The following is a 23299-nucleotide window of genomic DNA, read 5'->3' as shown; positions in this document are numbered from 1 at the left end:
TGACTGTGTCAACTTTGGAGGTAAATTAAGTGTCCAATGAATTGGAACTCAGGGACTATTTTTTAATCATTAAAAAACGTGTATGGTTGATTGTTGGCTTCGTAATGCTTGTGACTATTGTAAGTGGCGTTTATAGTAAATTCTTTAAAGAGCCTATTTATGAAGCTTCGACAAAAATTATTGTAAATCGTTCTGCGGAAGTTAATAATGGGGTCCAACAATTAAATAGTGAAGAAGTAAATACAAATATTCGAATGATTAATACGTACAAAGAAATTATCAAAACTCCGGCAATATTAGATAAGGTCGTCGAACAACATCCTGAATTTGGGCAAACGGCAGAACAGCTCATGGAAAAAGTCGCCGTTAGCTCAGTGAACGACACTCAAGTGATGACGGTAGTGGTAAGAGATGATTCATACAAACTTGCCGCAGAAATAGCAAATGCTGTATCAGAAACTTTTAAACAGGAAATCCCCGGATTATTTAACGTGCAGAATGTTTCTATACTCAATAAAGCCAAAATTGACAATATTAATGAGCCGAAACCTGTATCGCCCAATGCAAAGTTAAACGTATTAATCGCATTTATCGTTTCATTAGTTATAGCTATCGGTATCACTTTCTTAATAGAATATCTGGATGACACAATAAAAACGGAACAAGATGTAGAACGTTATCTTGAACTTCCGACTTTAGCGATGATTTCAAAGGTGGATATGAAAGAAACGAGAGAGAATTATAAAACGTCAATCACTTCAAGCAAAGCAGGTGAACTTTCCCATGTCACGACAAGAAAATAAGAGGTTTTTAATATCAGTTGCTGATCCTCGTTCTCCGATTTCGGAAGCATATCGATCGTTAAGAACGAATATAGACTTTTCGTCTATTGATGAAAAAATCCAGGTTATTCTTGTAACTTCGGCTGGCCCTGGCGAAGGAAAGTCGACAACGATTGGCAACTTGGCAGTAACTTATGCTCAATCCGAACGAAAAGTAGTTCTAATAGATGCCGATATGCGAAAACCAACAGAACATCACACATTTGATGTTTCTAATCGTATAGGGTTGTCATCTATTCTTTCTCAACAAAGTTCTTTGGATAATGCAATTCAGGCAACCAATATAGAAAATCTATCCATCATAACATCTGGACCTATTCCGCCAAATCCAGCGGAGATGATGGCATCAAAGAGAATGGAAACGCTGCTACAGGATTTGAAGAATAGATTTGATATTGTTTTGATTGACTCTCCCCCTTTACTTGCAGTTACGGATGCTCAAATTATCTCTACCAAAGTTGATGGAGTTATTTTTGTTATGGATCAAGGTAAGGTGAAACGAGATATTGCTCGTAAGGCCAAATCGGGGCTAGATAAGGTTGGGGCAAGAATACTTGGCGTTGTATTAAATAATATTAAACGTCAAAAGAACGAAGGCTACTATTATTATTACGGGAATTCTTGAATAGAAAGGTGATAGTAGATGTCTCCTTTTAATGAAAATGCCATAAATCTCCAGAGGGCTGAAGTTGAAAACCTTGAAAAGGTTAAAACTAAATATCAGGTATCAAAAAGGCTAATGGATATTTTTCTTGTGATTCCCGGTCTCATTTTACTTTTGCCTATAATGATTGTGATCTCGGCTCTTATCAAATTAGAAGATCCTAGAGGCCCAATCTTTTTTAGTCAAATAAGAGTTGGGAAAGACGGCAAAAAATTTAAAATGTATAAATTTAGATCAATGGTAACTAACGCAGAAGAACTTTTAGATGGATTATTGAGTCAAAACGAAGTTGAAGGCGCAATGTTTAAAATGAGAAATGATCCTAGAATTACAAATGTTGGTAGGTTTATAAGAAAGACTAGTTTAGATGAATTACCCCAATTATGGAACGTACTTATAGGAGAAATGAGTCTAGTTGGACCTAGACCCCCGTTAGAACGAGAGGTTCGAGATTATACTGATTATCATATGCAGCGCTTATCGGTCACTCCCGGGTGCACAGGTTTATGGCAAATTAGCGGGAGGAACAACTTGGACTTTAATCAAATGGTGGGGCTTGATCTAAAGTACATCTCAGAACGATCTATTAGATTAGATATCAAAATTATGTTTAAAACGGTAAGAGTTTTATTCGGTTCTAAGGATGCATTCTAATATTAATCGTGAGGAAGTTATGGCTAAAGTAGCACTTTATCACCCTTGGATTTATCTAAAAGGCGGAGCTGAAAGATTTATTTATGAAGTTATTACTTCAAGTAGACATGAGTGGAAAATAATCACAAACCATTTTGACAAAGAAAACACATTTGATGAATTTTCAACCCTTGATGTTATTGAGATCAACAGGGTTTCGGTGAGAAGAAACTTTTTTTCTTCGGGAATTGGTGCTCTAAAAATCTTAACACAACGTTTACCTCTAGAAGATGTCGATGTGTTGTTGATTTCAAGTGAAGGCTTGGGGGATTTGGTGGGACTTAGAAATAATGCTAAGCCCATAATGGCTTATTGCCATACACCCCTTAAGGTGGTCCATGATGAGCAAACAAAAGAACGTTGGATGGAAACTCATGGGGAAATTAGTCGATTCCTTTTCAAGTTCTTTACAGGTATATTTAATATAGTAGATAGGCATGCTTGGAAGCGATTTGATAAAGTGCTTTGTAATAGCAAAGAAGTGCAAAGACGTATATTTAATGCTGGTCTATATAAAGGGAAGTCAAAAGTAATTCATCCAGGAGTTAGTTCAAAGTTTTTCAATGAATATTTACCTAATACTTCTGAAAAGTACTTTCTCATTGCTGGTCGTATCATGTGGACAAAAAACATTGAGCTAGGAATAAAGGCATTTATTCATTCCAATCTGTCAATTAAAGGATATAAATTAAAAATTGCAGGAATGGTTGATGAAAAAAGTGGCTCTTATCTGGAATTTTTAAAAAGAATTTCTGAGGGTGAAGAAGAAATTGATTTTGTTATAAATCCAAGCGATAAAGAACTACTTCAACTATACCAAAACTCAGTAGCAATACTATTTACTCCACCAAATGAGGATTTTGGTATTGCAGTAGTTGAGGGGATGGCAGTAGGTAAAGTTGTGATTGCAACCGCAAGAGGAGGACCAGTCGAAATACTGGAAAACGGGGAGACTGGGATTCTATGTAAAGACACACCTGAAGAATTTGCAATAGCTATGAATATGGTAGTGGAAGATAAAGAACTTTCAAGAAAGATATCGCTACAAGCAAAAGTTGCTGCCGAAAAGTATTCATGGAAACATTGCGTAGCACAAATTGATGCCGAGATCGATACTTTATTATAACAGTGTTTGTAGTATTTGTTCTGGAGGAGCAAAATGGGGACAACAGTATTGCATATAACTGAAAACTATCCTCCGTTTCATTGTGGAGTTGGTGATTATGTTTCAAAGTTGATCACGTACGAGAGAAAAAGTGGAATTCGTTCATATGTTGGAATGATTAATGGACAAGCCGACAATACAACAGTTTTTGCGGTAGACACAAAAGCAAAAAGAAAATATTTGAAGGATTTAATAAAAAAAATTAACCCGGATGTATTACACTTTCATATTGCATACTCCCCGCATAAAATAATCAAAAATGGTCTTTCTTATGATTTGTTGCCATATTATTCGAAATCAAATAATAGAAAAATTATTTTGACCTATCATCAGTATCCGAACTGGACTATTGGCTTAAAGGCTCTTAAAAGGAAGGATATTAGTTTAGTAAATATTATTCGAATTCCTATCGACTGGTGTGCTGGATTATTGTACAAAGCTTTTCACAAAAAAATACATTCGGTAGTAGTTGTGGATGATACGTATAGCAAGCTAATGTCAAGGAGGGTGAGGGAGAAAATTGAAAAAATTGATATTCCTTCGAATATCAATAAAAGAGAAGTGTCAAATAAAGAGATCGAAAACTTTAAAAGTAAATTCAAAATGAATAGCGGTAAATGGATTGGCTTTTTTGGTTTTCTTTTCAAAGAAAAGGGCTTTGAGGATCTTATTGAGGTTGTCAAAAAAACAAATTACAACTTATTATATGTTGGTGAAATTGTTCCTGATAATGTCTACAGAAAAAGAATTCTTGAGCGAATTGAAAACGAAAATTTAAAAGAGAGAATTACCGTAACAGGTTATTTGGAAGAAGAAGAAGTTCCTGTTGCCATACGGTCATGCGGCGCTTTTGTATTACCATTTATTTCTGGGTATTCAACTAAGAATGGATCTTTAAAGGCAATAATGAATGAAGGTACTTTTATTGTTACAACTACACTTGAAAACAATGAAAAAGGTTATGATTCAAATAGAAATTCTTATTTTGTTGCTCCTTCTGATATTTCCGGTATGATAGATGCGCTAAATGAGTATTATGGTAGAAGCAGTTCTAATTCATATGGGGCAGAGCAGTGGGAGGACGTGATTGAGATTTATGGACGGCTTTATAAGTAAATATAATTTATTAGGAACACGTAAACTACTAATTTTTTCAATTGCAATTATTATGGGAATAGGTTTAGGCTTAACCTTGACTGCGAATTATAAGATTATTATAATTTTTCCCTTGACTCTATTCTCAATAATCACTCTTACATTTAAAAAGAAGTTTGGACTTATAATCCTTCTCTTAAACATAATTTTATTAAATTTTCTCTTTGCATTAATTTCATTATACTATCCAATGGAGCACGCTGCCTTTTATAAATTAATATATACAGTATGTCGACAGGGTGCAATTTACTTTTTCTTAGGTTTAACCATATTTGATCATCTCATGAATAGAAAACCGTTAATTATTTCTAAAAACAAAGCTGCTTGGTATTTTCTGGCTTTGGGAATTGCCTATCTTATTCTGCCAATCGGAAGTGCTTCGTTAGCTGTAAAGATAGGATCTTTTAAACAAATTTTTGACTTTGTAATTTTGTTTATAGTTGGAACCTTATATTCGGGACAATGGTTAATTGAAAAGCGTATGCCGAAATTATACAATAGAATGTTATTGATTAGTGTGCTTTTCGTGATTTCTTCACTAATTGAGATTGTCTGGTTTTACGTTAATGGTCGAAGTTTAATTATTGATGCGGGTTTTATTCGTTACATTAATCTCATGCAATTAGCCAATGAAGGGATTTATGGAACTGAATCATCGCAGATAATAGAAAATTTACCTGGAAACTTTTTTACTGAATTCCCTTTAATGGGGGGTGTTGTTAGAAATTCAAGTCTATTATTAGATCCAGTCGCAATGTCAATGTTATTTGCGATATTTATACTTATTTCATTAATAACGAAGAAAAAGAGTTTAGTTATTTTAAATTTAATTGGCTGCTTTTTTACTTTTGGGAAAACAGGATTAATACTCGCCTTTACAATTTTCTCTGCACAATACTTTTTCAAACTTAAACTAAATTATAAGACTATGACTTTTCTGATAATAGTTTTTATTATTTGTCTAATTCCATTCTCCTTAGATATTGCAGGAGCGTCGAATCATATTTCTGGATTAATCGATAACTTTAGATATCTTCCAAGTTATCCAGTAGGAAGAGGACTGGGATCGGTTGGGAATTTAGCAAATACCGTTAGTATTCAAAGTGGACTGCCTCAGCTCAGCGAGAGTCTATTGGGAGTTATAGTTGGACAAATGGGAATATTGGGTTTAGCACTATTTTTGTATTTCTTATACACGTTAATTAAATTAAATGCTCAATTGCTTAAACAAATTAATAATAATGTAGTTTATTACTACTTTATTTTTGCTATCGTTGGGATTTTTCTTGCAAGCTTATTTTCAGAAGCTGCTTTGCAGGCCAATGCTACTGGGTTATTAGCAGTAATAATTGGTTTGCAAATGGGAAATAGACAGGTGAGTGATTAAATGGAAACCTTGAGTGTGAACATCATCACAAAGAATGAAGAAAGTAATATAAAAAGATGCTTAGATAGTGTAAGTTGGACTAATGAAATCATTATTATTGACTCAGGCTCGACAGACAGCACTATAAGTATTTGCAAAGAATATACAAATAACATTTATATAGAAGAATGGTCAAACTATGCAGAGCAGAGAAACAAAGCGCTCAAGAAATCCACTTGTGATTGGATTCTTGTTATTGATGCTGATGAGGAACTAACTGAAGATTTAATAAGAGAAATTCGAAGTCTGTTAAATAGTGGAGCAACCAATGCAGGCTATATGATCTCGATGAAAAATTATATAGGAGATCAGTGGCTGAAGTCAAAGAGATTTACCCCTAACTATCAATTAAGGCTTTTTAAAAGAGAAGGAGCTTATTTTCATGGTGCTGTTCATGAACGGGTAAATATAAATGGAGAAATTGGAATGTTAAAAGGAGTTATTAATCATTTTACATACAAAGATTTACATGATTATTTATTCAAAGTGAATAAATATACAACACTTGAGATCCAAGGGAAGAAGGTTCCAAAATTCCTCCTCTACCATTTGTTAGTTAGGCCAATGTTGAAGTTTATTCATGAGTACTTTTTTAAGAAGGGTTACCGAAATGGGTGGTTAGGATTAACTAGTTCAATATTTCTAGTACTCTATGATTATTTGATTGTTGCTAAATTACTTGAACGAGAGAACTTAAAATAAGGGGGGGAGGCATTTATGAGAGTTGTAATGGTTGGTAATTCTACGCTTGCAAAGGCCCAGTTCGGTGGAAGGGAACTCCAAATGATACGTACTATGCATGAATTAGAAAACCTCGGGCTAGATGTGCAACTTTATAATGAATGGGAGACAGATCTCAAAGCAGTTGATGTTGTACATGTCTTTGGATTGGATCCAGAAAATATAAGGCTCATAAGGTTTGCCAAAAACATGGGTCTGAAAATTGTATTAAGCTCCGTCTTTTATCCATTGCAATCACCTAATCTCTGGAGGCTAGTCTCTAAGTTTTGGCCAAGTCATAAACTGTTTAGAAATCATATTGTTGATAAAAGGGAAATTATAAAATTAGCAGATATAATAGCTCCTAATACCACTGTTGAAAAAAGAATGCTTAAACATATATTTAATGTCTCTGAAAATGACTGTAAGATAATCGCTAATGGAGTCGAAGAACGGTTTAGCAATGGAGATGCCAGGATTTTTAGAGATAAATATGGTATTAGTAATAACTTCATGTTGTACGTTGGGAGAATAGAACCAAGAAAAAATACGGATAAATTAATCTACGCAGCAGAAGAACTTAAAATACCCCTTGTGATTGTAGGTAGCTTCAATCATGAATATGCAGACTATGTTAAAAAATGCAAAAATTTAGCCTCAGAAAATACAAGGTTTATTGAGAGTATTCCTCATAGCTCAGCTGAGTTGGCATCTGCATATACTGCATCTAGTTTATTTGTTTTACCGAGTTTTTACGAAACCCCTGGATTGAGCGCGTTAGAAGCAGCTGCTGCAGGAGCGAAGGTAGTTGTTACAAAGGTTGGAGGGGCCGAAGACTATTTCGGTGATTTTGCATGGTACATAGACCCAAATGATGAAATGGATATAAAAGAAAAAATTAAAAGAGCATGGGAGTCGAAAGGGAATAGTCGCTTAAAGGAACACATAATTAAGAATTATAATTGGAGAAAAATTGCCCAAGATACAAAAGTTATCTACGAAGAAGTTTGTGCGAATATAAAAAGAGCGATTTAAAGCATGAAGAGGTGTGAGATGTCAAAATCTGTTGCTGCAGTTGTTGTTACATACAACCGTAAAAATCTGCTTTCGCAAGCGTTGCAATCTTTATTAGATCAAACAGTCCCATTAGCAAAAATAATTATAGTTGATAATGCATCGAATGATGGAACTTTTGAACATATCAAGCAATTAGGATTAATTGATCATGAAGCGATAGAGTACTTTAAACTAGAAACTAACACTGGTGGAGCGGGGGGCTTCCGCTTCGGACTGAAACAAGCATATGATTTGGGACATGAGTGGGTTTGGCTTATGGATGATGACGTTCTCGCTGATCAGAATTGTCTTGAAAAATTACTAGAGATTACAGAAATAACACAAGGTAAATATAAAATAATCCAAGCTAATAGAGTTGATATGGATTCTAATGAACCTTTTAAATATACAACTCAATTTAATTTTAAAAACCCCTTTAAATTAGAAACTGTGAAGGAAATCAATCCCAATCAAATAAGTGCAGATTATCACCCAATTGTTTCATTTCCCTTTGAAGGACCAATGATTCATCGCGAAGTTATAACTAATATCGGTGAGGTTGATGACACTTATTTTATTATTTGTGATGACGCTGACTATGCTATTCGTGCAAATCGCAAAGGTTTTAAAGCGGTTGTAGCAAGAAATGCCATTCTTCGTAGATTTTCATTGCATAATAATAAGAAACAAATCTTTGATTGGAAAGATTACTATATGGTAAGAAATAGAATTGAGTTAGATAGGAGATATGGCGGAAATTATATATTTGTTTCACGTACATTTGTTCAATTTATGAAACTAAATATAAGATTATTAAAACGAATTAATCGTCTGCGTTTTAGAGAATATATACTGTTACTTAAAGCTTTTAAAGACGGCCTGACAAATATAAGGGGCAAGACTGTTTCACCTTAGAAGGCAAAACAATAGTTATCATTAAAGGTCGGTTCGAATGAAAAAAAAATATAGTATATTACTTCAAAATGTTTATCTTTTATATTTAATTCAACTAACGGGATATGCTCTTCCTTTGATTACAATCCCATATTTAACTCGAGTACTCGGGAGTCAGAATTGGGGGCATCTCGCAATTGTTCAAGCATATGGTGCGTATATAATCCTGATAATTGAATATGGCTTTCGTTTATCCGGTGTTCGACAGATAGCTATATTATCTAACGACAATCGTAAGTCTTCGGATATATTTTCTTCAATTATGGGGGCAAAAGGTCTACTTTCAATATTTGTAATTCTAATTACTATAGTTGTTCAGTTATTATTCCCTTTATTAAAGGAAACGCCAAGTTTGCTTTGGATGGCGACAATTGCTTCAATAATTCAAGGACTTAATATTACTTGGTATTTTCAAGGGATTGAAAGGCTTAGGTTTATTAGTATTGTGGATATTATTTCGCGGTTTTTTTCAACAATCTTAACTTTTGTTTTTGTACGCCACCCTAATGATGGGATCATTGTTTTATTAATTCAGTGTATAACCTCTTTTGCTTCATTAATTATATCGTTCATTGTTGTCAAAAAATTAATACACATTAAAGTTCCAAGTTATAAAGCTGTTACTGATCAACTAAAATCAGGTTTTAGCCTGTTTATAATGACAGCGGCTATAAGTCTATACACTACAAGCAATGCTTTAATACTGGGTATGTTCACAAATCCTGTTAATGTTGGGTATTATGCCGGCGCTGAAAAGATTTATAAAGCTGTTATTAGTCTTCTAAACCCAATAAACCAGGTATTATATCCAAAGATTAATAAGCTTATGTATCAAGATACAGAAAACGGAGGTAAAGCTGCATTTCATGGAATCATATTAATTAGTTTAGTTGGGCTAACAATGGGAACTGTGCTTGTTATTTTTGCTCCAACAATTATTAATATTCTTTTAGGTGCAGAATTCAAGGATGCAGTACCGATTTTGAGGATTTTCGGATTTTTAACGCTCATAGTTTCTGTAGCTCTAGGTATAGGTACTCAGTGGATGTTACCTTTAGGTTTAGATAGACAATTGAATAATATAACTATTGGTGCAGGTGTTTTGAACATTATTGTTGCGGTTGTGTTTGCTAAAATGTTTCAGGAACAGGGGATGGCCTGGACTGTTATTATATCTGAATTCTTTGTGGTTGTTTCCTCGGCAATCTATTTATTTAAGATGCGCTTAACTCCGTGGCATATAAATAATGTAGTTGAGGTGATTAGAAATAAGGCATCTAAAGATTTTATATAAAATAGTGATTCTAATTGTCGTACGTATATCATATAAGATAATAAGGCTAATTGGAGACGTATTGTGGGATGAGGGATACCCACAAGCCACCGCTAGATATAAGTCATTATTGTTGAAATCTTTTTTTTCGAAGTTACCTCCTTCTGCATATATAGCTTCAGAAGTACTCATATTCTTTCCAGAAAAAAGAAATATAACCATTGGAAACTCTACTTTTATTGGAAAAGGTTGCACGTTTTCGAATTTCGCTGGCATCAATATAGGATGTAATAGCTTTGTGGCAAATGACGTTAAGTTTATTACAGGCACTCACAGGACAGATAATTATAAAGCTTATTCTTTACCTATTATTATAAAAGACAAATGTTGGATTGCTTGCAATGTTACTATTTTACCTGGTGTTATAATAGAGGAAGGTTGTATTGTGGGAGCGGGTTCAATAGTCAATAAAAATACGGAGCCATTTGGTATCTATGCTGGCAATCCAGCGCGATTAATACGATATAGAGATCCTGAAAGTTCTGTATTTAATATTGATGATGAGTTGGTTAGATAAATTTTTGGACAGTAGATCCGATAAGATGAAATAATGAAGTGCAACATTTTTATACTTTCGGATCGTTATTATTATATGCACTGTGTTAATTTTATCCTCACGGCCCATAGTGTATATAAGAGGCAAAGGACTGATCTAGATGATTCAAAGATGGTTAAGATTAAAAACTTGGAAAAAATGGACGTTTGGAATAAGTGGTTTAATAGCTTTGATTTTTCTTTTTTTAGTTATATTCTTCATATATAGGGTTAAGACGGTAGATCTGGATGAAATTATTGCTAAGCATAATGTCAATACTGCTGCAAATATAGAAGATGATTCAGACTCGAAAAAGGATCAGGATTCTAACATCCCTAATTTACTCGAGAAGCCTTTAGAAAAAGCTAATTCGCTCACTGATAAGCAGATAGATTCGGAAGATGCAATAGATGTTGCAGCTATCTTAATGAATTCGGGATTAAGTTTAAAAGAGATGTCATATTTGACTGGTAATTCAACAAGCGATCTAACAACAGAAGAAAAGCAAAAGATCAGGGATCTATTATTAAAAAAATTGTCTCCTAAAGAAATAGAAGCCTTACGCTCAATAACTTCCCAATACGGGAAGTACCTAGTTATATTGGACCCGAACTACCCAATAGAGCTGGTAGGTGTTCAAGATGAAAAGGAAAGAGAGAGAATTCTTAAAGAATTGGAAGAAAAGAAGTTAGATCAAGCCAAAGAAAATGCTTCAACTGCTGAACCTACGCAGCCAGTTCCTTCTGAAAAGCCACCTCAGAAAAATGCGGAGACAAATGAACAAGAATTATTAAAGAAGAAATTAGATGCTAAGTATACAGAAAAATTCAGTAATTTGCAGAAAAATTCTCAGATTGAAGTTGATAGTTTAACGGAAGCAGTAAAGGATTATATTTTTAAATCACGAGAAGAAGGAAAAGAGGTAACTATTTCAGATTTGCAAGCGAATTTCTTATCTGATATTACAGACGCTGAATCAAAGACTGATCAACAATTTGAAAAGATATTATCCGAAGCGCAAAAAGAATATGAAGCCTCAAGTTTAGATGTCTCAGGGTTGGATACCTTCAAAACGCAATATGAACAAAGCAAAAATAAAGCAAGGAGTACAGCTCTTTCTCAAATTCTATCGGTATGGAAAACATCATCGAAATAAGGTTTTATAAATTTACTAATCCGTATATCTAGAAAAGTACTAAGTTTACATTTGTTTGTCTTATCGAACACCAAATATTAAATGCGTTTTGGAGGAAGTCGAATGTTTGATTATATTGTTGTCGGGGCTGGCTTTGCTGGAAGCGTTTTGGCTGAAAGGATTGCATCTCAAACTCAAAGGAAAGTACTTGTTATAGAAAAGAGAAATCATATTGGAGGGAATGCGTTTGATTCATTTGATCAAAAAGGAATATTAATTCACAATTATGGCCCACACATATTCCATACGAAAATGGAAAAAGTATGGGATTATTTATCTAAATTTACATCGTGGATTAATTATCATCATGAAGTTCTGGGATTAATCGATGGCCAGAAAGTACCGATTCCATTCAATATCAACTCAATCCATCAGGTTTTTCCAGGGACGATTGCTGAAACGTTAGAAAAAAAATTAATTAATACGTTTGGTTATAATAAAAAGGTTCCTATATTAAAGCTGAAAGAATCAGATGATGAGGATTTAAAATTTCTAGCTGAATATATATATGACAAAGTTTTCTTAGGGTATACACTTAAACAGTGGGGTATAACGCCAGAGGAACTAGATCCATCTGTTACGGGGAGAGTGCCTGTATATATTAGTAAGGATAATCGATATTTCCAGGATCCCTATCAAGGAATGCCAAAGGAAGGTTACACTAAAATATTTGAAAACATGTTGTTCAACAAAAATATTAAAGTAATGTTAAATACTGACTATAAAGAGGTAATCAAGATTGATTTTGATACTGGCGAGATAAAGTTGTTTAATAATATTTTTAAAGGGAAATTAATATACACTGGAGCACTCGATTACTTCTTAGATTATAAATACGGGAAGTTACCGTATCGTTCGTTGCAATTTCTATTCGAACAATTTGACTCCGACTTGATTCAAGAGGTAGGAACAATAAATTACCCAAGTGACTATAATTATACAAGAGTCACGGAGTTTAAGCACTTAACTCGTCAAGTTGCTTCATCAACAACAATAGTTAAAGAGTTTTCTCAAGATTATGTGCCGGGAAAAAATGAACCATACTATCCGATAAAGAACGATTCAAATCAAGAACTTTATAGAAAATATAAAGATGAAGTTAGAAATATGAACAACATTATATTAATTGGTCGGCTTGCTGAGTATCAATACTATGATATGGACATGGTAATTGCAAAAGCATTAAAAATTTTTGATGAAAAAATTTTACCAGAAGGAAAAATGGAGTAGTAACTTATAACACTAAGTTCTAGCTAACTTAGTGACTCTCCCGACTTAAGAGCTTAACTGGGCTCTGACGATGCCAAACAAGGGTTTGAAGATGCGAGGTTGATCGTGAGCTTTGATTTAAGCCACTAGGCGTTAACTCAGATCAATTCCGCATGGAAAGAAGGTTCTAATTGAATGTAAGCAGGGCTAGGAGTTGGAGATGGGCAATACTTGTAGTATTAATCGGTTGGTTGTTTGTTGTTTTCGGGTTCTCTTCGCAACCATACCAAAAGCAGAACCTTCGACCGACATTAAGAAGGTTCATTACGGAGATCGCGGCTGAGCGGATCGTCCCGGACATTACGTTCCGTTATCATAACGGAATCGTGTCAGGAGAACAAGACCCTTACGGATTCATGGAATTCATCATCCGGAAGTGCGCTCATCTTTTTGAGTATGGCATGCTAGGGATCCTTTGTTATCTGTTGCTGTTTCTGATTAAGAAGCGGGTGTGGCGGTTTGGGGCGGCGCTCGTTCTCGTTGCCACGGCCGCTCTGGCAGATGAGTGGAATCAGTCCTATGTTGCGGAACGGACTTCGGCGATTCAGGACGTTGGGGTCGATCTGGCTGGGGCGATAGTTGCGATTTCTCTGTTTTTGTTGGTTAAGAGATTGGTATGGGGTAAAATGGACAGGAGAATGTCGAATAAACAAGAGAGGAAGTAATCAACGCCTATGAGAAAAAGCAAATTCACATTGCCGGGAATCGCGTTGTCGTTGCTTCTGGCCGTAGCGCCTCTGTCGGCTGCCGCCGCAGCCAAAGCGGTTACAGTCGATACTCAAGCCGTTACGATGAAATTTGACGGTCAGACGCTTGCTCTTCCGACTGGACAAGCAGCTTTCACTTATCAATCTAGAGTCTATATTCCTCTGAGATTCGTTTCCTACGCTCTGCAGAAGAACGTCGTATGGGATGGAACGAAGTCGACGGTGACAATAGCGGAGCCGACGTCATCCCAAGCTGTCATATTGAAGGAGTATCTGATGAATTCTGCCGCGACGGCGAAGGCAAACGGCGGTAAGTCGGCCGCGACCGGCAAGATCAAAGTCACGCCAGTGAACGTGAAGTTCTTGTTCGACGGTTCGGAGAAGAAGCTTCCGGAAGGACAGCAGGCATTCAGCCTCAACGGAACGATCTATGTGCCGGTACGGTTCATCTCCGAATCGGCCGGAACGGCAATTAACTGGGATTCGAAGACGGGCTCGGTCATCGGCCAATCGAAGGGGTACAACGGTACGGATGGCAATTCTGGTTCAGGAAACGGCACTGGAGGCGGAACGACCGGCGAAGGAGGCGGTACCTCTGCGGGCGGTGGAGGAGCGGCAACGCCGAAGACGGTCGATGAGATCGCGGCTCAGACGGAAAAGACGCTGGAAGTGATGCGTGACAGCTGTATAGAATCGATCATCGACCTGGTCGGTGTTTATGAAGGCGATAAGTTGATCGAACAGGCCAACAAGAAGCTCAACGCTTGCCAGACTAAGTTTGAATCGACGGTTAAGAGTGCAGAGACCAAGCTGAAAGCTGCTGGTGCGACCGATACCGAGGTTCAAACGATCATTCAAGGCTATCGCGACACCTACAACGCCGAGATCAAGAAATGGCGAGAACTTGCGGAGCAATATCTAGGGATTAAACTGTAATAACAATGATGGCTGCTTTGCCTTTCGGCGGGCAGCCACTTTTATGGCGTCATATTGAAAGTTATCATTTTTTGATAGGTTCTAGGAACGAATGGATTAGAATAGAGTAATTATGTTAAGGGACTAATGTTTAGGCATACATGAGGGAGGACCTATGAAATTAATTCTACTGTCCGGAGGCTCGGGCAAGAGGCTGTGGCCGTTGTCCAACGATTCGAGGTCGAAGCAGTTCTTGAAGGTGCTCGCGGGGCCGGAAGATCGGCTGGAATCGATGGTTCAACGAGTGTGGAGACAGCTTGAACAAGTTGGCCTGCAATCGAGCGCGATCGTGGCGACGAGCCGCTCCCAGGTTGATATTCTTCACAACCAGATCGGGCACGACGTTCCTGTCGTGATGGAGCCGGAACGCAGAGATACGTTCCCGGCCATCGCGCTGGCGGTGTCTTACATACATAGCGAGCTGAAGGCTGGCGAGAACGAGGCGGTCGCCGTTCTGCCGGTCGACTCTTACGTGGAGGATCACTTTTTCTCCAAGGTGCTGCAATTGCAGCGGATGGTCGAAGGAGGCGGGGCCGACCTGGCGCTGATCGGAGTCGAGCCGACGTTCCCCTCGGCGAAGTACGGTTATATCGTTCCGGAAGAAGGCGGCGACAAGACGGCGGAGTTCCGGAAGGTGAGCCATTTCCACGAGAAGCCGGTGGAGACGGTGGCGGCGGAGTTGATCGCGCGGGGAGCGCTGTGGAACTGCGGCGTGTTCGCGTTTCGGATCGGCTGGCTGGTTCGGCAGATCGAGCAGCTTCAATTTCCGACGGATTATTCCGAACTTAAAGGCCGCTACGAAGAGCTGCCCAAGATCAGCTTCGACCAACAGATTGTGGAGAAAACCGGGAATATCGCCGTTCTGCCGTACGACGGCTCCTGGAAGGATCTCGGCACCTGGAACACGTTGACGGAGGAGATGGACACCCCGCTCATCGGCAAAGGCACGATCTCGGTCGACAGCGAGAACACGCACCTCATCAACGAGTTGGATATTCCCGTGGCCATCCTCGGCGTGCCGAATGCTGTCGTCGCGGTCAGTCCGGACGGCGTGCTCGTCTCCGACAAGGCGGCGAGTCCGCGGCTGAAGGAAGTGCTGACGTTTGACCAGAGGCTGATGTACGAGGAATGCCCGTGGGGCTGGTATCGGGTGCTCGACTACAAGCGATACGGCGAAGAGACGGAGATGCTGACGAAGCGGGTGAGCATTGCGGCCGGCCGGAAAATTCGCTCCCACTATCACAAGAGGCGCCAAGAGGTGTGGACGATTCTGTTCGGCGAAGGGGAAGTGACGGTCGGCGGAGAGACGAGAGCGGTTCGGGCGGGAGACGTCGTAACGATCGCGCCGCTCGTGCGGCACGGGATCCGTGCTGTATCCGAATTGGAGCTAGTCGAAGTGCAAACAGGCTCGGAAGTGACGGACGAGGATATTTGGGAGCGGGAAGAATAGAGAGGGGAATCGGGACGAACCGAGAACCTGCCAGATAGGCTGGCCCAGAGTCGGAAGGCTCAAGAGGGGCTGGCTTTTCTGTTTTTCAAAATGAAAAATTTCATAGAATTCGCTTCGGTATGTAACTTTTTGATTGTTTTTGAGTCTTATTTAATAGGAACATCTGGGAGAGAACTCCCATCGTCTCCGACTATACATACTTATCATGGGAGATAACAATGCCTCGTAAATTGCATATCATGAACGGATTCTGCCGCAAGTGCCTCGTCCCGATCGTCGCGGGGGCCGTGCTGCTCGGTTCGGTAACCGGAGCGGGCTGGCCGTTCGCGCATCCCCCTGTCGCCGCGGCCGCGACGGCCGTCAGCTACAAGCTCGTGAAGCAAGGCGAATCTATCGTCACCTCCGGAGCCAAGCAGGTCGACTACCAATGGGTATCCTCGAACTCTTCGAAAACGACCCAGCTCGTTCACGTCCTCCAGATCGATCTCACGAATCCCTATGTCCAGCTGAACGCGATGAGCGGCAAGGCTGGAAGCGTCACCGCGCGCCAATCCGTGGGCGCGATGGCGAAGGAGACGGGAGCGGTCGCCGGCATCAACGGCGACGTGTTCAACACGTCGACGAGCACGAGCGAAGGGGCGCCCCTCGGCGCGGAGATTCGCTCCGGCGAGGTGCTGACGAGCACGTCCCGGCTGCAAGGGATGTACTCGTTCGGCGTGACGGCGGACCGCCAGCCGATCGTCGACCAATTCGGCTTCTCCGGCACCGTCACGGCGGAGGACGGCACGGCCTTCGAGCTCGAAGGCATCAACAAGAGCGCGTATAAGTTCGAGCCGGATGGCGCGTACAGCCACGTCAACAAGCTGTACATGTATACGGACAATTGGACGGCGCCGCAGCGCCCGATGAACAGCGGCACGCTGCCGACGGAGGCGTTCGTCGTGGACGGCGTCGTGACGGAGATCGTCCCGAGCGGCGAGATTGCGACGCCCGTTCCGGAGAACGGATACATTCTGCGCGGCCACAAGGAAGCGGCCGACTTCATCAAGAATCATCTCGCGGTCGGCCAGAAGGTCTCGGCGAACTATCAGCTCGTCTCGCTGACGAACGGGAAGACGTACGACCCGACCTCGTTCCAGATGATGGTGAGCGGGCATACGATTCTCGTCGACGGTGGAGCGGCGGCGAAGTTCTCCCGCGACATCAGCGGGCTGAGCGGGGCGGCCGCCCGGGCCCGCACGGCCGTCGGGTATTCGAAGGACGGCAAAACCGTCTACCTGATTACGGTCGAGGAGAGCGGCGGGCTGAAGGGCGTTCCGCTGAAGGAACTGCAGCAGATCATGATCCAGCTCGGCGTCTACAAAGGCGTCAACCTCGACGGCGGCGGATCGACGACGATGGTGGCGCGTCCGCTCGGGGACTTCTCGGTGACGCTCGCTCACCCGACGTCCTACGGCACGACGCAGCGCCAAGTGGCGAACGGCATCGGGGTGTACACGACGGCGCCTCAAGGCACGATCAAGGGCATCGTGGCGAGCGGGACGAAGACGCTGTTCATCGGGCAGCAGGCTTCATACGCGCTCAAGGCGTACGATACGTACTACAACCCGATCGATCCGAGCGGCCTCACTCCGCAGTGGAGCATCGACAAGCCGATCGGCGCGTTCAAGGGCGGCGTGTTCACGGCTTCGAAGACGGGAACGGCCAAGCTGACGGTCAAGTCGGGCAGCGCGAGCGATTCGGTCGAGATCGAAGTTGTCGGGGCCGACCAGATCGATCAGCTGACGGTCTCGCCGAACACGACGGTTCTCGAAGCCGGGGCCTCCATCTCGGTGCCGGTGAAGGCGCGGCTGAAGGACGGCCGGGAGCTGACCGTTCCGGCTTCGTCGATCCAGTGGGAGTTCAAGGGCTTCACGGCGAATTCGGCCGACGGGAAGATTACGGTTCAGAGCGTGAGCCCGAACGCGACGGTCGGCTACGCCATCGCGCGCTACGACGGCTTCTCGACGATGTTCGTCCTGGCGCCGGGCAGCGAGAAGCCGCTCGAGAACTTCGAGAACGTCTCGTACAACGTCGGCTTCACGGGCTTGCCGGCCGAGACCAAAGGGCAAGCCGCGATCGTCACCGGTCTGCCGGGCCGCGAGACTTCGAAGGCGCTGCAGCTTGATTACGACTTCACGAACGGAACGGGCGACCGGTTCGCGTACGCGGTCTTGAACGGCGGCAACGGCATCGCCGTCGACGGCAGCCCGAGCGCGCTGACGCTGGACGTGTCCGGCGACAACAGCAGCAACTGGCTGCGGGCGGAGTTCAAGGACGCGAACGGCAAGCTCGCCTACGTCACGCTCGCCGATCCGATCGACTGGTCGGGCTGGAAGACGCTGCGCGTCGATCTCTCCTCCGCGAACATCGCGTATCCGGCGAAGCTGACGAAGCTGTACGTCGTCAACCTCGCCCAGGATCAGGACGAGCGGGCGCTGCAGGGCCAGATCGCGTTCGACAATCTGAAGTTGCAGGTGCCTCCGCAGAACGTCGCGATCACGAACACGAACGTGGTGCTAACGGTCGGCAGCAAGAACGCGACGATCGGCGGCCAGGCGGCGAAGCTCGATACGGCTCCGCTCGTGCAGAACCAGACGACGTACGTGCCGCTGCGCTTCGTCTCCGACGCGCTCGGCGGCGACACGGTCTGGGATCCGAAGGAGAAGAAGGTCACCGTGCTCCGCGGCGACAAGATGCTGGAGCTGCGGCCGGGCCAGTCGGAGCTGATCGCGACGGGAGTGCGCGTTCCGTCTCCCGCGGCTCCGCTCGTGAAGAGCGAACGGGTGCTCGTTCCGCTTCGGGTCGTCTCGGAGCAGCTAGGCCTTACGGTCGTCTGGGACCCGAAGAAGAAGTCGATTACAATCTATTAATCTTCGTTCATAAGTCCTAACCTCGGGTACACGGCGCACTCAAATATGGTATGATGGAAGCAACGGCCCGCTCCATAAGAAGGCCTTTCCGGCGGATTATGGAAGCGGGCGAGTGCGGTCGCAAGCACGAACGCGCATGGGAGAAGGGGAATCGTACGCGTGGAATACCGTGTGGACCAGATCGATCGCGTCATCCAGAATGCCGTCAAGGTCATGGAAGACAGCAAGATGCAAGTATTCGAGATATGCGAGGCGGCCCGCAGGGAGCTTCTATCCTTGACCCAAGAGCTGGATAGGGTCCTGCAGGAGACGAGCGAGACGATCGACAAGGTCGACCGCATCGAGAGGGATTACCGCCTGGCCCGCATCCGGCTTACCGAAGTGAGCCGCGACTTCGTGCGATATTCGGAGAAGGACATCAAGGCTGCCTACGAGAAGGCCACCGCACTCCAACTGGATCTGATGGTTTACCGGGAGAAGGAAGGGTATCTGAAGGCCCGCCGCGACGAGCTCCAGAGCCGCGCGAGGAACGTGGAGAGGTCGATCGAACGCGCGGAGTCGATCGGTTCCCAGATGAACGTCGTGCTCGACTACCTGTCGGGCGACTTGACCCAAGTGACGCGGATTCTGGAGTCGACCAAGAACCGGCAGATGATCGGGCTCAAGATTATCCTGGCGCAGGAGGAAGAGCGCAAGCGCATCGCCCGGGAGATTCACGACGGGCCGGCGCAGTCTCTGGCGAACCTCGTGCTCCGAACGGAAATCGCCGAAAGGATGTTAGGGACGCAGGAATTGGAGGTCGTTCGAAGCGAATTAATTGATTTGAAGACCCAGATCCGGTTCGATCTCGGCGAGATCCGCAAAATTATTTTCAACCTCCGGCCCATGGCCCTGGATGACCTCGGACTCGTTCCGACGCTGCGCAAGTTCGTCCAGGACTTCGAGGAGAGAACCTCGATCCGCGCGAAGTTCGAAGCCATCGGCAAGGAGAAGCGGATGACGTCGGCTCTCGAAGCGGCGATGTTCCGGCTCGTTCAGGAAGCGTTCAACAACGTCCAGAAGCACTCGGAAGCGACGTTCGTCTCTCTCGACATTATTTTCTTGGAAGAGACGATTCAGCTCGTCATCCGGGACAACGGCGTAGGCTTCCAGGTAGATGCCGTGGGGGCCCAATCGAAGAAGTATTCGAAGTTCGGGCTGATCGGAATGAGGGAACGGGTGGACCTGCTGCAGGGAACGATCGAATTCGAATCGGGCGTCGGTCAAGGGACTACCATTATCATACAAGTTCCTATTAACGCTGAGCTGCGAAAGGAGTTGGGACATTATGGAGAACAAGACGTCAAATCGTAAGATCAAAGTGCTGCTGGCCGATGATCATCAGCTTTTCAGAGAAGGATTGAAGCGTATTCTGAATATGGAGTCCGACTTGGAGGTCATCGGGGAGTGCGGCGACGGCATTCAGGTGCTGGAATTCTGCAACCGGATCAAGCCGGACGTCGTGCTGCTGGACATCAATATGCCGATCGAGAACGGCGTGGTGGCTACCGAGCGGCTTCGCGATATTTTCCCGGATATCAAGGTCATTATTCTATCGATTCATGACGACGAGAGCTACGTGTTCGAGACGCTTCGCAAAGGGGCTACCGGCTACCTGTTGAAGGATATGGAAGCGGAGGCGCTCATCAACGCGATTCGTACGGTCGCGCTCGGCCACGCTTACATTCACCCGAAGGTGACGGGCAAGCTCATCAACCAGCTGCGGCGGATGACGTACCTCGACGAGATCGGAGCCGCCTCCGGCGCCGCGGCCAGCCGCGAGACGATCACGAAGTTCATCCCGAACGGCAACAACCCGCTCACCCGCCGGGAAGCCGAAGTGCTGCGCCTGATGGCCGAGGGCAAGAGCAACAAGACGATCGGCGAGCACCTGTTCATCAGCGAGAAGACGGTCAAGAACCACGTCAGCAGCATCCTGCAGAAGATGGAAGTCGACGATCGCACGCAAGCGGTCATCAACTCGATCAAGTTCGGCTGGGTGACTCTGTAAGGCAAGGCTGCAGAGTTAGGAAGGCAATACGCAAGACCCATACATAGGATTAGACAGCATTCGCGGTTCCAAGGTTGCCGATTTCGGCGGTTGGAGCCGCGATTTGTTTTTGGTTGGAATGGGAAAAGGTGGCCGGCGGCGGAGAGGGGGAGTAAGCAGGACGGCAACGCGGGTTACGGGGAAAGGGAAGCGACGGGAACGGAAGGATGAGGCGGCGGGGCGGCGCGGACAGGCGGAGAGCAGGGCCGCGTCGCGGGCAAATGCGATTAACAAGCAGCCAAGGCGGCGAACGAAGACCGGCCGGCGACGGGGAGAAGAGGGATAAGCGGAGAGCGGGGCGGCGTCGCGGGCAAATGGAGATTAACAGGCAGCCAAGGCGGCGAACAAAGACCGGCCGGCGATGGGAGAAGAGGGATAAGCGGAGAGCGCGGACAGGCGGATACCGGAACGAACATCCCGGGGCCGGCATATATTGTCACAACAGCAGATGGATTCGTCGCTTCATCGCGGACCGTCAGAGGAGGTGGCCTCCGTGCTTGCCGAATTGTTGTGCATCGCGGCCGTTTACGCGTTCGCCGTTGTTTGCGCCCACGGGGTGGCCCGGCGCCGGAGCGAGGCGTTGGAGCAGCACTATGTGCTCGTGGCCGGCAATCATGAGGATCGGATCGAATGGTATATGAGAGCGCTCCAATCGTATTCCCGCAGGTCGGGCACGGACGTTAGGGTAACGGTCGTGCTGGAGGAGTCGGGCGACGGCACCGGGGCGATCGTCGAGAAGTTTGCCCGCGGCTGGGATAGCGGGATCGCTTGGCAACGGGGCGGCCGCGAGAATTTGGAGGCTGCCGCGGGGCTGGAACGGAGTTATAGAGGCGTGGCGGGCTTCCGCAAGGGGGCGGGGGCATCGCGAGATGGGATAGAGGAACGGGATGAGAGCGTCGGGATGGAACGGGAAGGAATAAATGGATTGGCGGAAAGCTCGGATGAGAGTGCGGGGATCGTGGGGGACGGGACAGAGAGCACGGCAGGGAATGCAGGAGTGGCGAGGGCCGGCAAAGAGAGTCAAGCGGAAAGCACGGGTGAACCTGCGGAATTCGTTGCGAATGCCAATAGGAAGGGCGATCATCAGTTGGGCGCTGATTCCGGCGAGGGACGAAGCGCCACGCATGACGAGGGTACGGACTCGAACGGCCGTTGGAGAGCGGAGCGGAGAGTTGGAGCGGAGAACGATAGCCGGGATCGAACGCAGACGGTGTGGGTGGAACTGTCCAAGGAGGAAGATTTGAAACGGCTGCCTATATGAAGGATGTGACGTGAACGGGAAGCGGGCGAGAGATGGGGCTTGTCTGCTTCTGGCGGTTGGCGTATAATGGAAACAAATAGTTGCGACGAATGAAGCACATTCGCCGGCTGCCCGAGGGGCGGTCGCGGGTGTGCTTTTTCTGTTGTCTGGTTGCGTGGCGGGCGGTGGAGTTAAAAAGGCGGGGTTTGGAACGTACGGGAGGGGATTGGGATGAAGGCGGTCGTATACGCGGTGGAGACCAGGGAGGGATGGGGCGCGCGCTTCTCCATCGCCTGGGAAGTCGACGTCGACTTCTGGGAGCGAAGAGGCGGACGGCGGATCTGCCGGATCCGTCAACCGTTGCCGCTCGGCTTGGCGGAAGTCGCGGCGGAGGAGCTGGCGGCCGAGCTGCGGAACCCGAAGGCGGGGGAGTGGACGGCGGAAAGCGTCGAACGAGAGCTGGTTCGCGCCGTGGAATTGGCGTGGATTACGGCAGGCGAGCTGAAGGGGGAGAGGAGGATCAAGCCGCGGAGAGAGCGGTTCTTCGGAGTGGCAGATACGAGGGGCCGGGAAGCTGGGGCGGCACAGGAAGCGGGGGATCGTGCAGCACGAGGGTGGGCGGTCGATGGGGTCCGGCTGAAGGGAGCCGGCCGGGACGAGGCAAGAAATGGCGCCCTGGAATCGGGGAGGCATTGGGGGGAAAGCGGCGGTATGGGAGTAGGGGCAGCGTGGGCTGCCGGAGCGGGGATAGCGGCGGAGGCGCTTGTTCGGGAGGCGGAGCAAGCAGCGGCCTGCCTGCAAGGCCGCTCGCTGCTTCGCGAGGAGATCGCCGCCTTGTTCGAGGCGGCGGCGCCTTCGCTGCGCGAAGAGCCCGCGGCGCTTCGCGCGCTGCAGTTGGCCGCGCTGCGCGGCCAACTGC

General features: G+C 45.1%; 21 protein-coding genes. All 21 read left to right on the top strand.

The window, feature by feature from the left end:
• The first annotated feature begins 29 nt into the window (after positions 1-29).
• Complete coding sequence (locus H7B90_RS17770) at positions 30-803, top strand: YveK family protein (RefSeq protein WP_185137239.1); 774 nt, start codon at positions 30-32, stop codon at positions 801-803.
• Positions 784-1467, top strand: coding sequence for a CpsD/CapB family tyrosine-protein kinase (locus tag H7B90_RS17765; protein WP_185137238.1), 684 nt, complete (start codon positions 784-786; stop codon positions 1465-1467). Before H7B90_RS17770 ends, H7B90_RS17765 begins: the two co-directional genes overlap by 20 nt.
• An 18-nt stretch (positions 1468-1485) precedes the next feature.
• Positions 1486-2160 (top strand): sugar transferase, encoded by a 675-nt coding sequence (locus tag H7B90_RS17760; protein WP_185137237.1) that lies wholly within the window; start codon positions 1486-1488, stop codon positions 2158-2160.
• 19 nt (positions 2161-2179) lie between these two features.
• Positions 2180-3325 carry a glycosyltransferase gene (locus H7B90_RS17755; protein ID WP_185137236.1) on the top strand — a complete coding sequence of 382 codons (1146 nt, stop codon included), beginning with the start codon at positions 2180-2182 and terminating at the stop codon, positions 3323-3325.
• Between the two features lie 33 nt (positions 3326-3358).
• Positions 3359-4480, top strand: coding sequence for a glycosyltransferase (locus tag H7B90_RS17750; RefSeq protein WP_185137235.1), 1122 nt, complete (start codon positions 3359-3361; stop codon positions 4478-4480).
• Entirely contained in the window at positions 4452-5906 is a 1455-nt protein-coding gene (locus tag H7B90_RS17745; RefSeq protein ID WP_185137234.1) for a hypothetical protein, read from the top strand. The genes H7B90_RS17750 and H7B90_RS17745 overlap by 29 nt, the downstream gene beginning before the upstream one ends.
• Positions 5907-6647 (top strand): glycosyltransferase family 2 protein, encoded by a 741-nt coding sequence (locus H7B90_RS17740; protein ID WP_185137233.1) that lies wholly within the window; start codon positions 5907-5909, stop codon positions 6645-6647.
• 15 nt (positions 6648-6662) lie between these two features.
• Positions 6663-7700 carry a glycosyltransferase gene (locus tag H7B90_RS17735; RefSeq protein ID WP_185137232.1) on the top strand — a complete coding sequence of 346 codons (1038 nt, stop codon included), beginning with the start codon at positions 6663-6665 and terminating at the stop codon, positions 7698-7700.
• Between the two features lie 18 nt (positions 7701-7718).
• Entirely contained in the window at positions 7719-8636 is a 918-nt protein-coding gene (locus H7B90_RS17730) for a glycosyltransferase (RefSeq protein ID WP_185137231.1), read from the top strand.
• Between the two features lie 37 nt (positions 8637-8673).
• Positions 8674-9969, top strand: a complete 1296-nt coding sequence (locus H7B90_RS17725; protein ID WP_185137230.1) for a flippase — start codon at positions 8674-8676, stop codon at positions 9967-9969.
• A 277-nt stretch (positions 9970-10246) separates the two neighbouring features.
• On the top strand, positions 10247-10525 hold the full coding sequence (locus H7B90_RS33455) for an acyltransferase (RefSeq protein WP_185137229.1): 279 nt from the start codon (positions 10247-10249) through the stop codon (positions 10523-10525).
• Between the two features lie 139 nt (positions 10526-10664).
• Positions 10665-11699, top strand: a complete 1035-nt coding sequence (locus tag H7B90_RS17715; protein WP_185137228.1) for a hypothetical protein — start codon at positions 10665-10667, stop codon at positions 11697-11699.
• Between the two features lie 102 nt (positions 11700-11801).
• Positions 11802-12968, top strand: coding sequence for a UDP-galactopyranose mutase (gene glf, locus H7B90_RS17710; protein WP_185137227.1), 1167 nt, complete (start codon positions 11802-11804; stop codon positions 12966-12968).
• A gap of 170 nt (positions 12969-13138) precedes the next feature.
• Positions 13139-13672 (top strand): VanZ family protein, encoded by a 534-nt coding sequence (locus tag H7B90_RS17705; protein ID WP_185137226.1) that lies wholly within the window; start codon positions 13139-13141, stop codon positions 13670-13672.
• A gap of 9 nt (positions 13673-13681) precedes the next feature.
• Entirely contained in the window at positions 13682-14650 is a 969-nt protein-coding gene (locus H7B90_RS17700; RefSeq protein WP_185137225.1) for a copper amine oxidase N-terminal domain-containing protein, read from the top strand.
• 154 nt (positions 14651-14804) lie between these two features.
• Positions 14805-16139, top strand: coding sequence for a sugar phosphate nucleotidyltransferase (locus H7B90_RS17695; RefSeq protein WP_185137224.1), 1335 nt, complete (start codon positions 14805-14807; stop codon positions 16137-16139).
• Between the two features lie 218 nt (positions 16140-16357).
• A complete protein-coding gene (locus tag H7B90_RS17690) occupies positions 16358-19051 on the top strand; it encodes a stalk domain-containing protein (RefSeq protein ID WP_260411095.1) in 2694 nt (897 codons plus the stop codon).
• A gap of 159 nt (positions 19052-19210) precedes the next feature.
• Positions 19211-20404 (top strand): sensor histidine kinase, encoded by a 1194-nt coding sequence (locus tag H7B90_RS17685; protein ID WP_185137223.1) that lies wholly within the window; start codon positions 19211-19213, stop codon positions 20402-20404.
• A complete protein-coding gene (locus H7B90_RS17680; protein WP_185137222.1) occupies positions 20379-21101 on the top strand; it encodes a response regulator in 723 nt (240 codons plus the stop codon). The genes H7B90_RS17685 and H7B90_RS17680 overlap by 26 nt, the downstream gene beginning before the upstream one ends.
• A gap of 532 nt (positions 21102-21633) precedes the next feature.
• A complete protein-coding gene (locus H7B90_RS17675; RefSeq protein WP_185137221.1) occupies positions 21634-22401 on the top strand; it encodes a hypothetical protein in 768 nt (255 codons plus the stop codon).
• Positions 22402-22611: 210 nt separating this feature from the next.
• Positions 22612-23299: hypothetical protein (locus H7B90_RS17670; protein ID WP_376701737.1), on the top strand; the 688-nt coding region annotated here is incomplete at its 3' end.

Source organism: Cohnella xylanilytica (genome assembly GCF_014212175.1).
GTDB lineage: Bacteria > Bacillota > Bacilli > Paenibacillales > Paenibacillaceae > Cohnella > Cohnella xylanilytica.
This window is presented reverse-complemented; position numbering and strand designations above follow the sequence as displayed.

Coding starts and splice junctions, on each gene's coding strand:
- H7B90_RS17765 (WP_185137238.1), top strand. CDS start 784: ATGTCACGACAAGAAAATAAGAGGTTTTTAATATCAGTTGCTGATCCT.
- H7B90_RS17760 (WP_185137237.1), top strand. CDS start 1,486: ATGTCTCCTTTTAATGAAAATGCCATAAATCTCCAGAGGGCTGAAGTT.
- H7B90_RS17755 (WP_185137236.1), top strand. CDS start 2,180: ATGGCTAAAGTAGCACTTTATCACCCTTGGATTTATCTAAAAGGCGGA.
- H7B90_RS17750 (WP_185137235.1), top strand. CDS start 3,359: ATGGGGACAACAGTATTGCATATAACTGAAAACTATCCTCCGTTTCAT.
- H7B90_RS17740 (WP_185137233.1), top strand. CDS start 5,907: ATGGAAACCTTGAGTGTGAACATCATCACAAAGAATGAAGAAAGTAAT.
- H7B90_RS17735 (WP_185137232.1), top strand. CDS start 6,663: ATGAGAGTTGTAATGGTTGGTAATTCTACGCTTGCAAAGGCCCAGTTC.
- H7B90_RS17730 (WP_185137231.1), top strand. CDS start 7,719: ATGTCAAAATCTGTTGCTGCAGTTGTTGTTACATACAACCGTAAAAAT.
- H7B90_RS17725 (WP_185137230.1), top strand. CDS start 8,674: ATGAAAAAAAAATATAGTATATTACTTCAAAATGTTTATCTTTTATAT.
- H7B90_RS17715 (WP_185137228.1), top strand. CDS start 10,665: ATGATTCAAAGATGGTTAAGATTAAAAACTTGGAAAAAATGGACGTTT.
- glf (WP_185137227.1), top strand. CDS start 11,802: ATGTTTGATTATATTGTTGTCGGGGCTGGCTTTGCTGGAAGCGTTTTG.
- H7B90_RS17700 (WP_185137225.1), top strand. CDS start 13,682: ATGAGAAAAAGCAAATTCACATTGCCGGGAATCGCGTTGTCGTTGCTT.
- H7B90_RS17695 (WP_185137224.1), top strand. CDS start 14,805: ATGAAATTAATTCTACTGTCCGGAGGCTCGGGCAAGAGGCTGTGGCCG.
- H7B90_RS17690 (WP_260411095.1), top strand. CDS start 16,358: ATGCCTCGTAAATTGCATATCATGAACGGATTCTGCCGCAAGTGCCTC.
- H7B90_RS17680 (WP_185137222.1), top strand. CDS start 20,379: ATGGAGAACAAGACGTCAAATCGTAAGATCAAAGTGCTGCTGGCCGAT.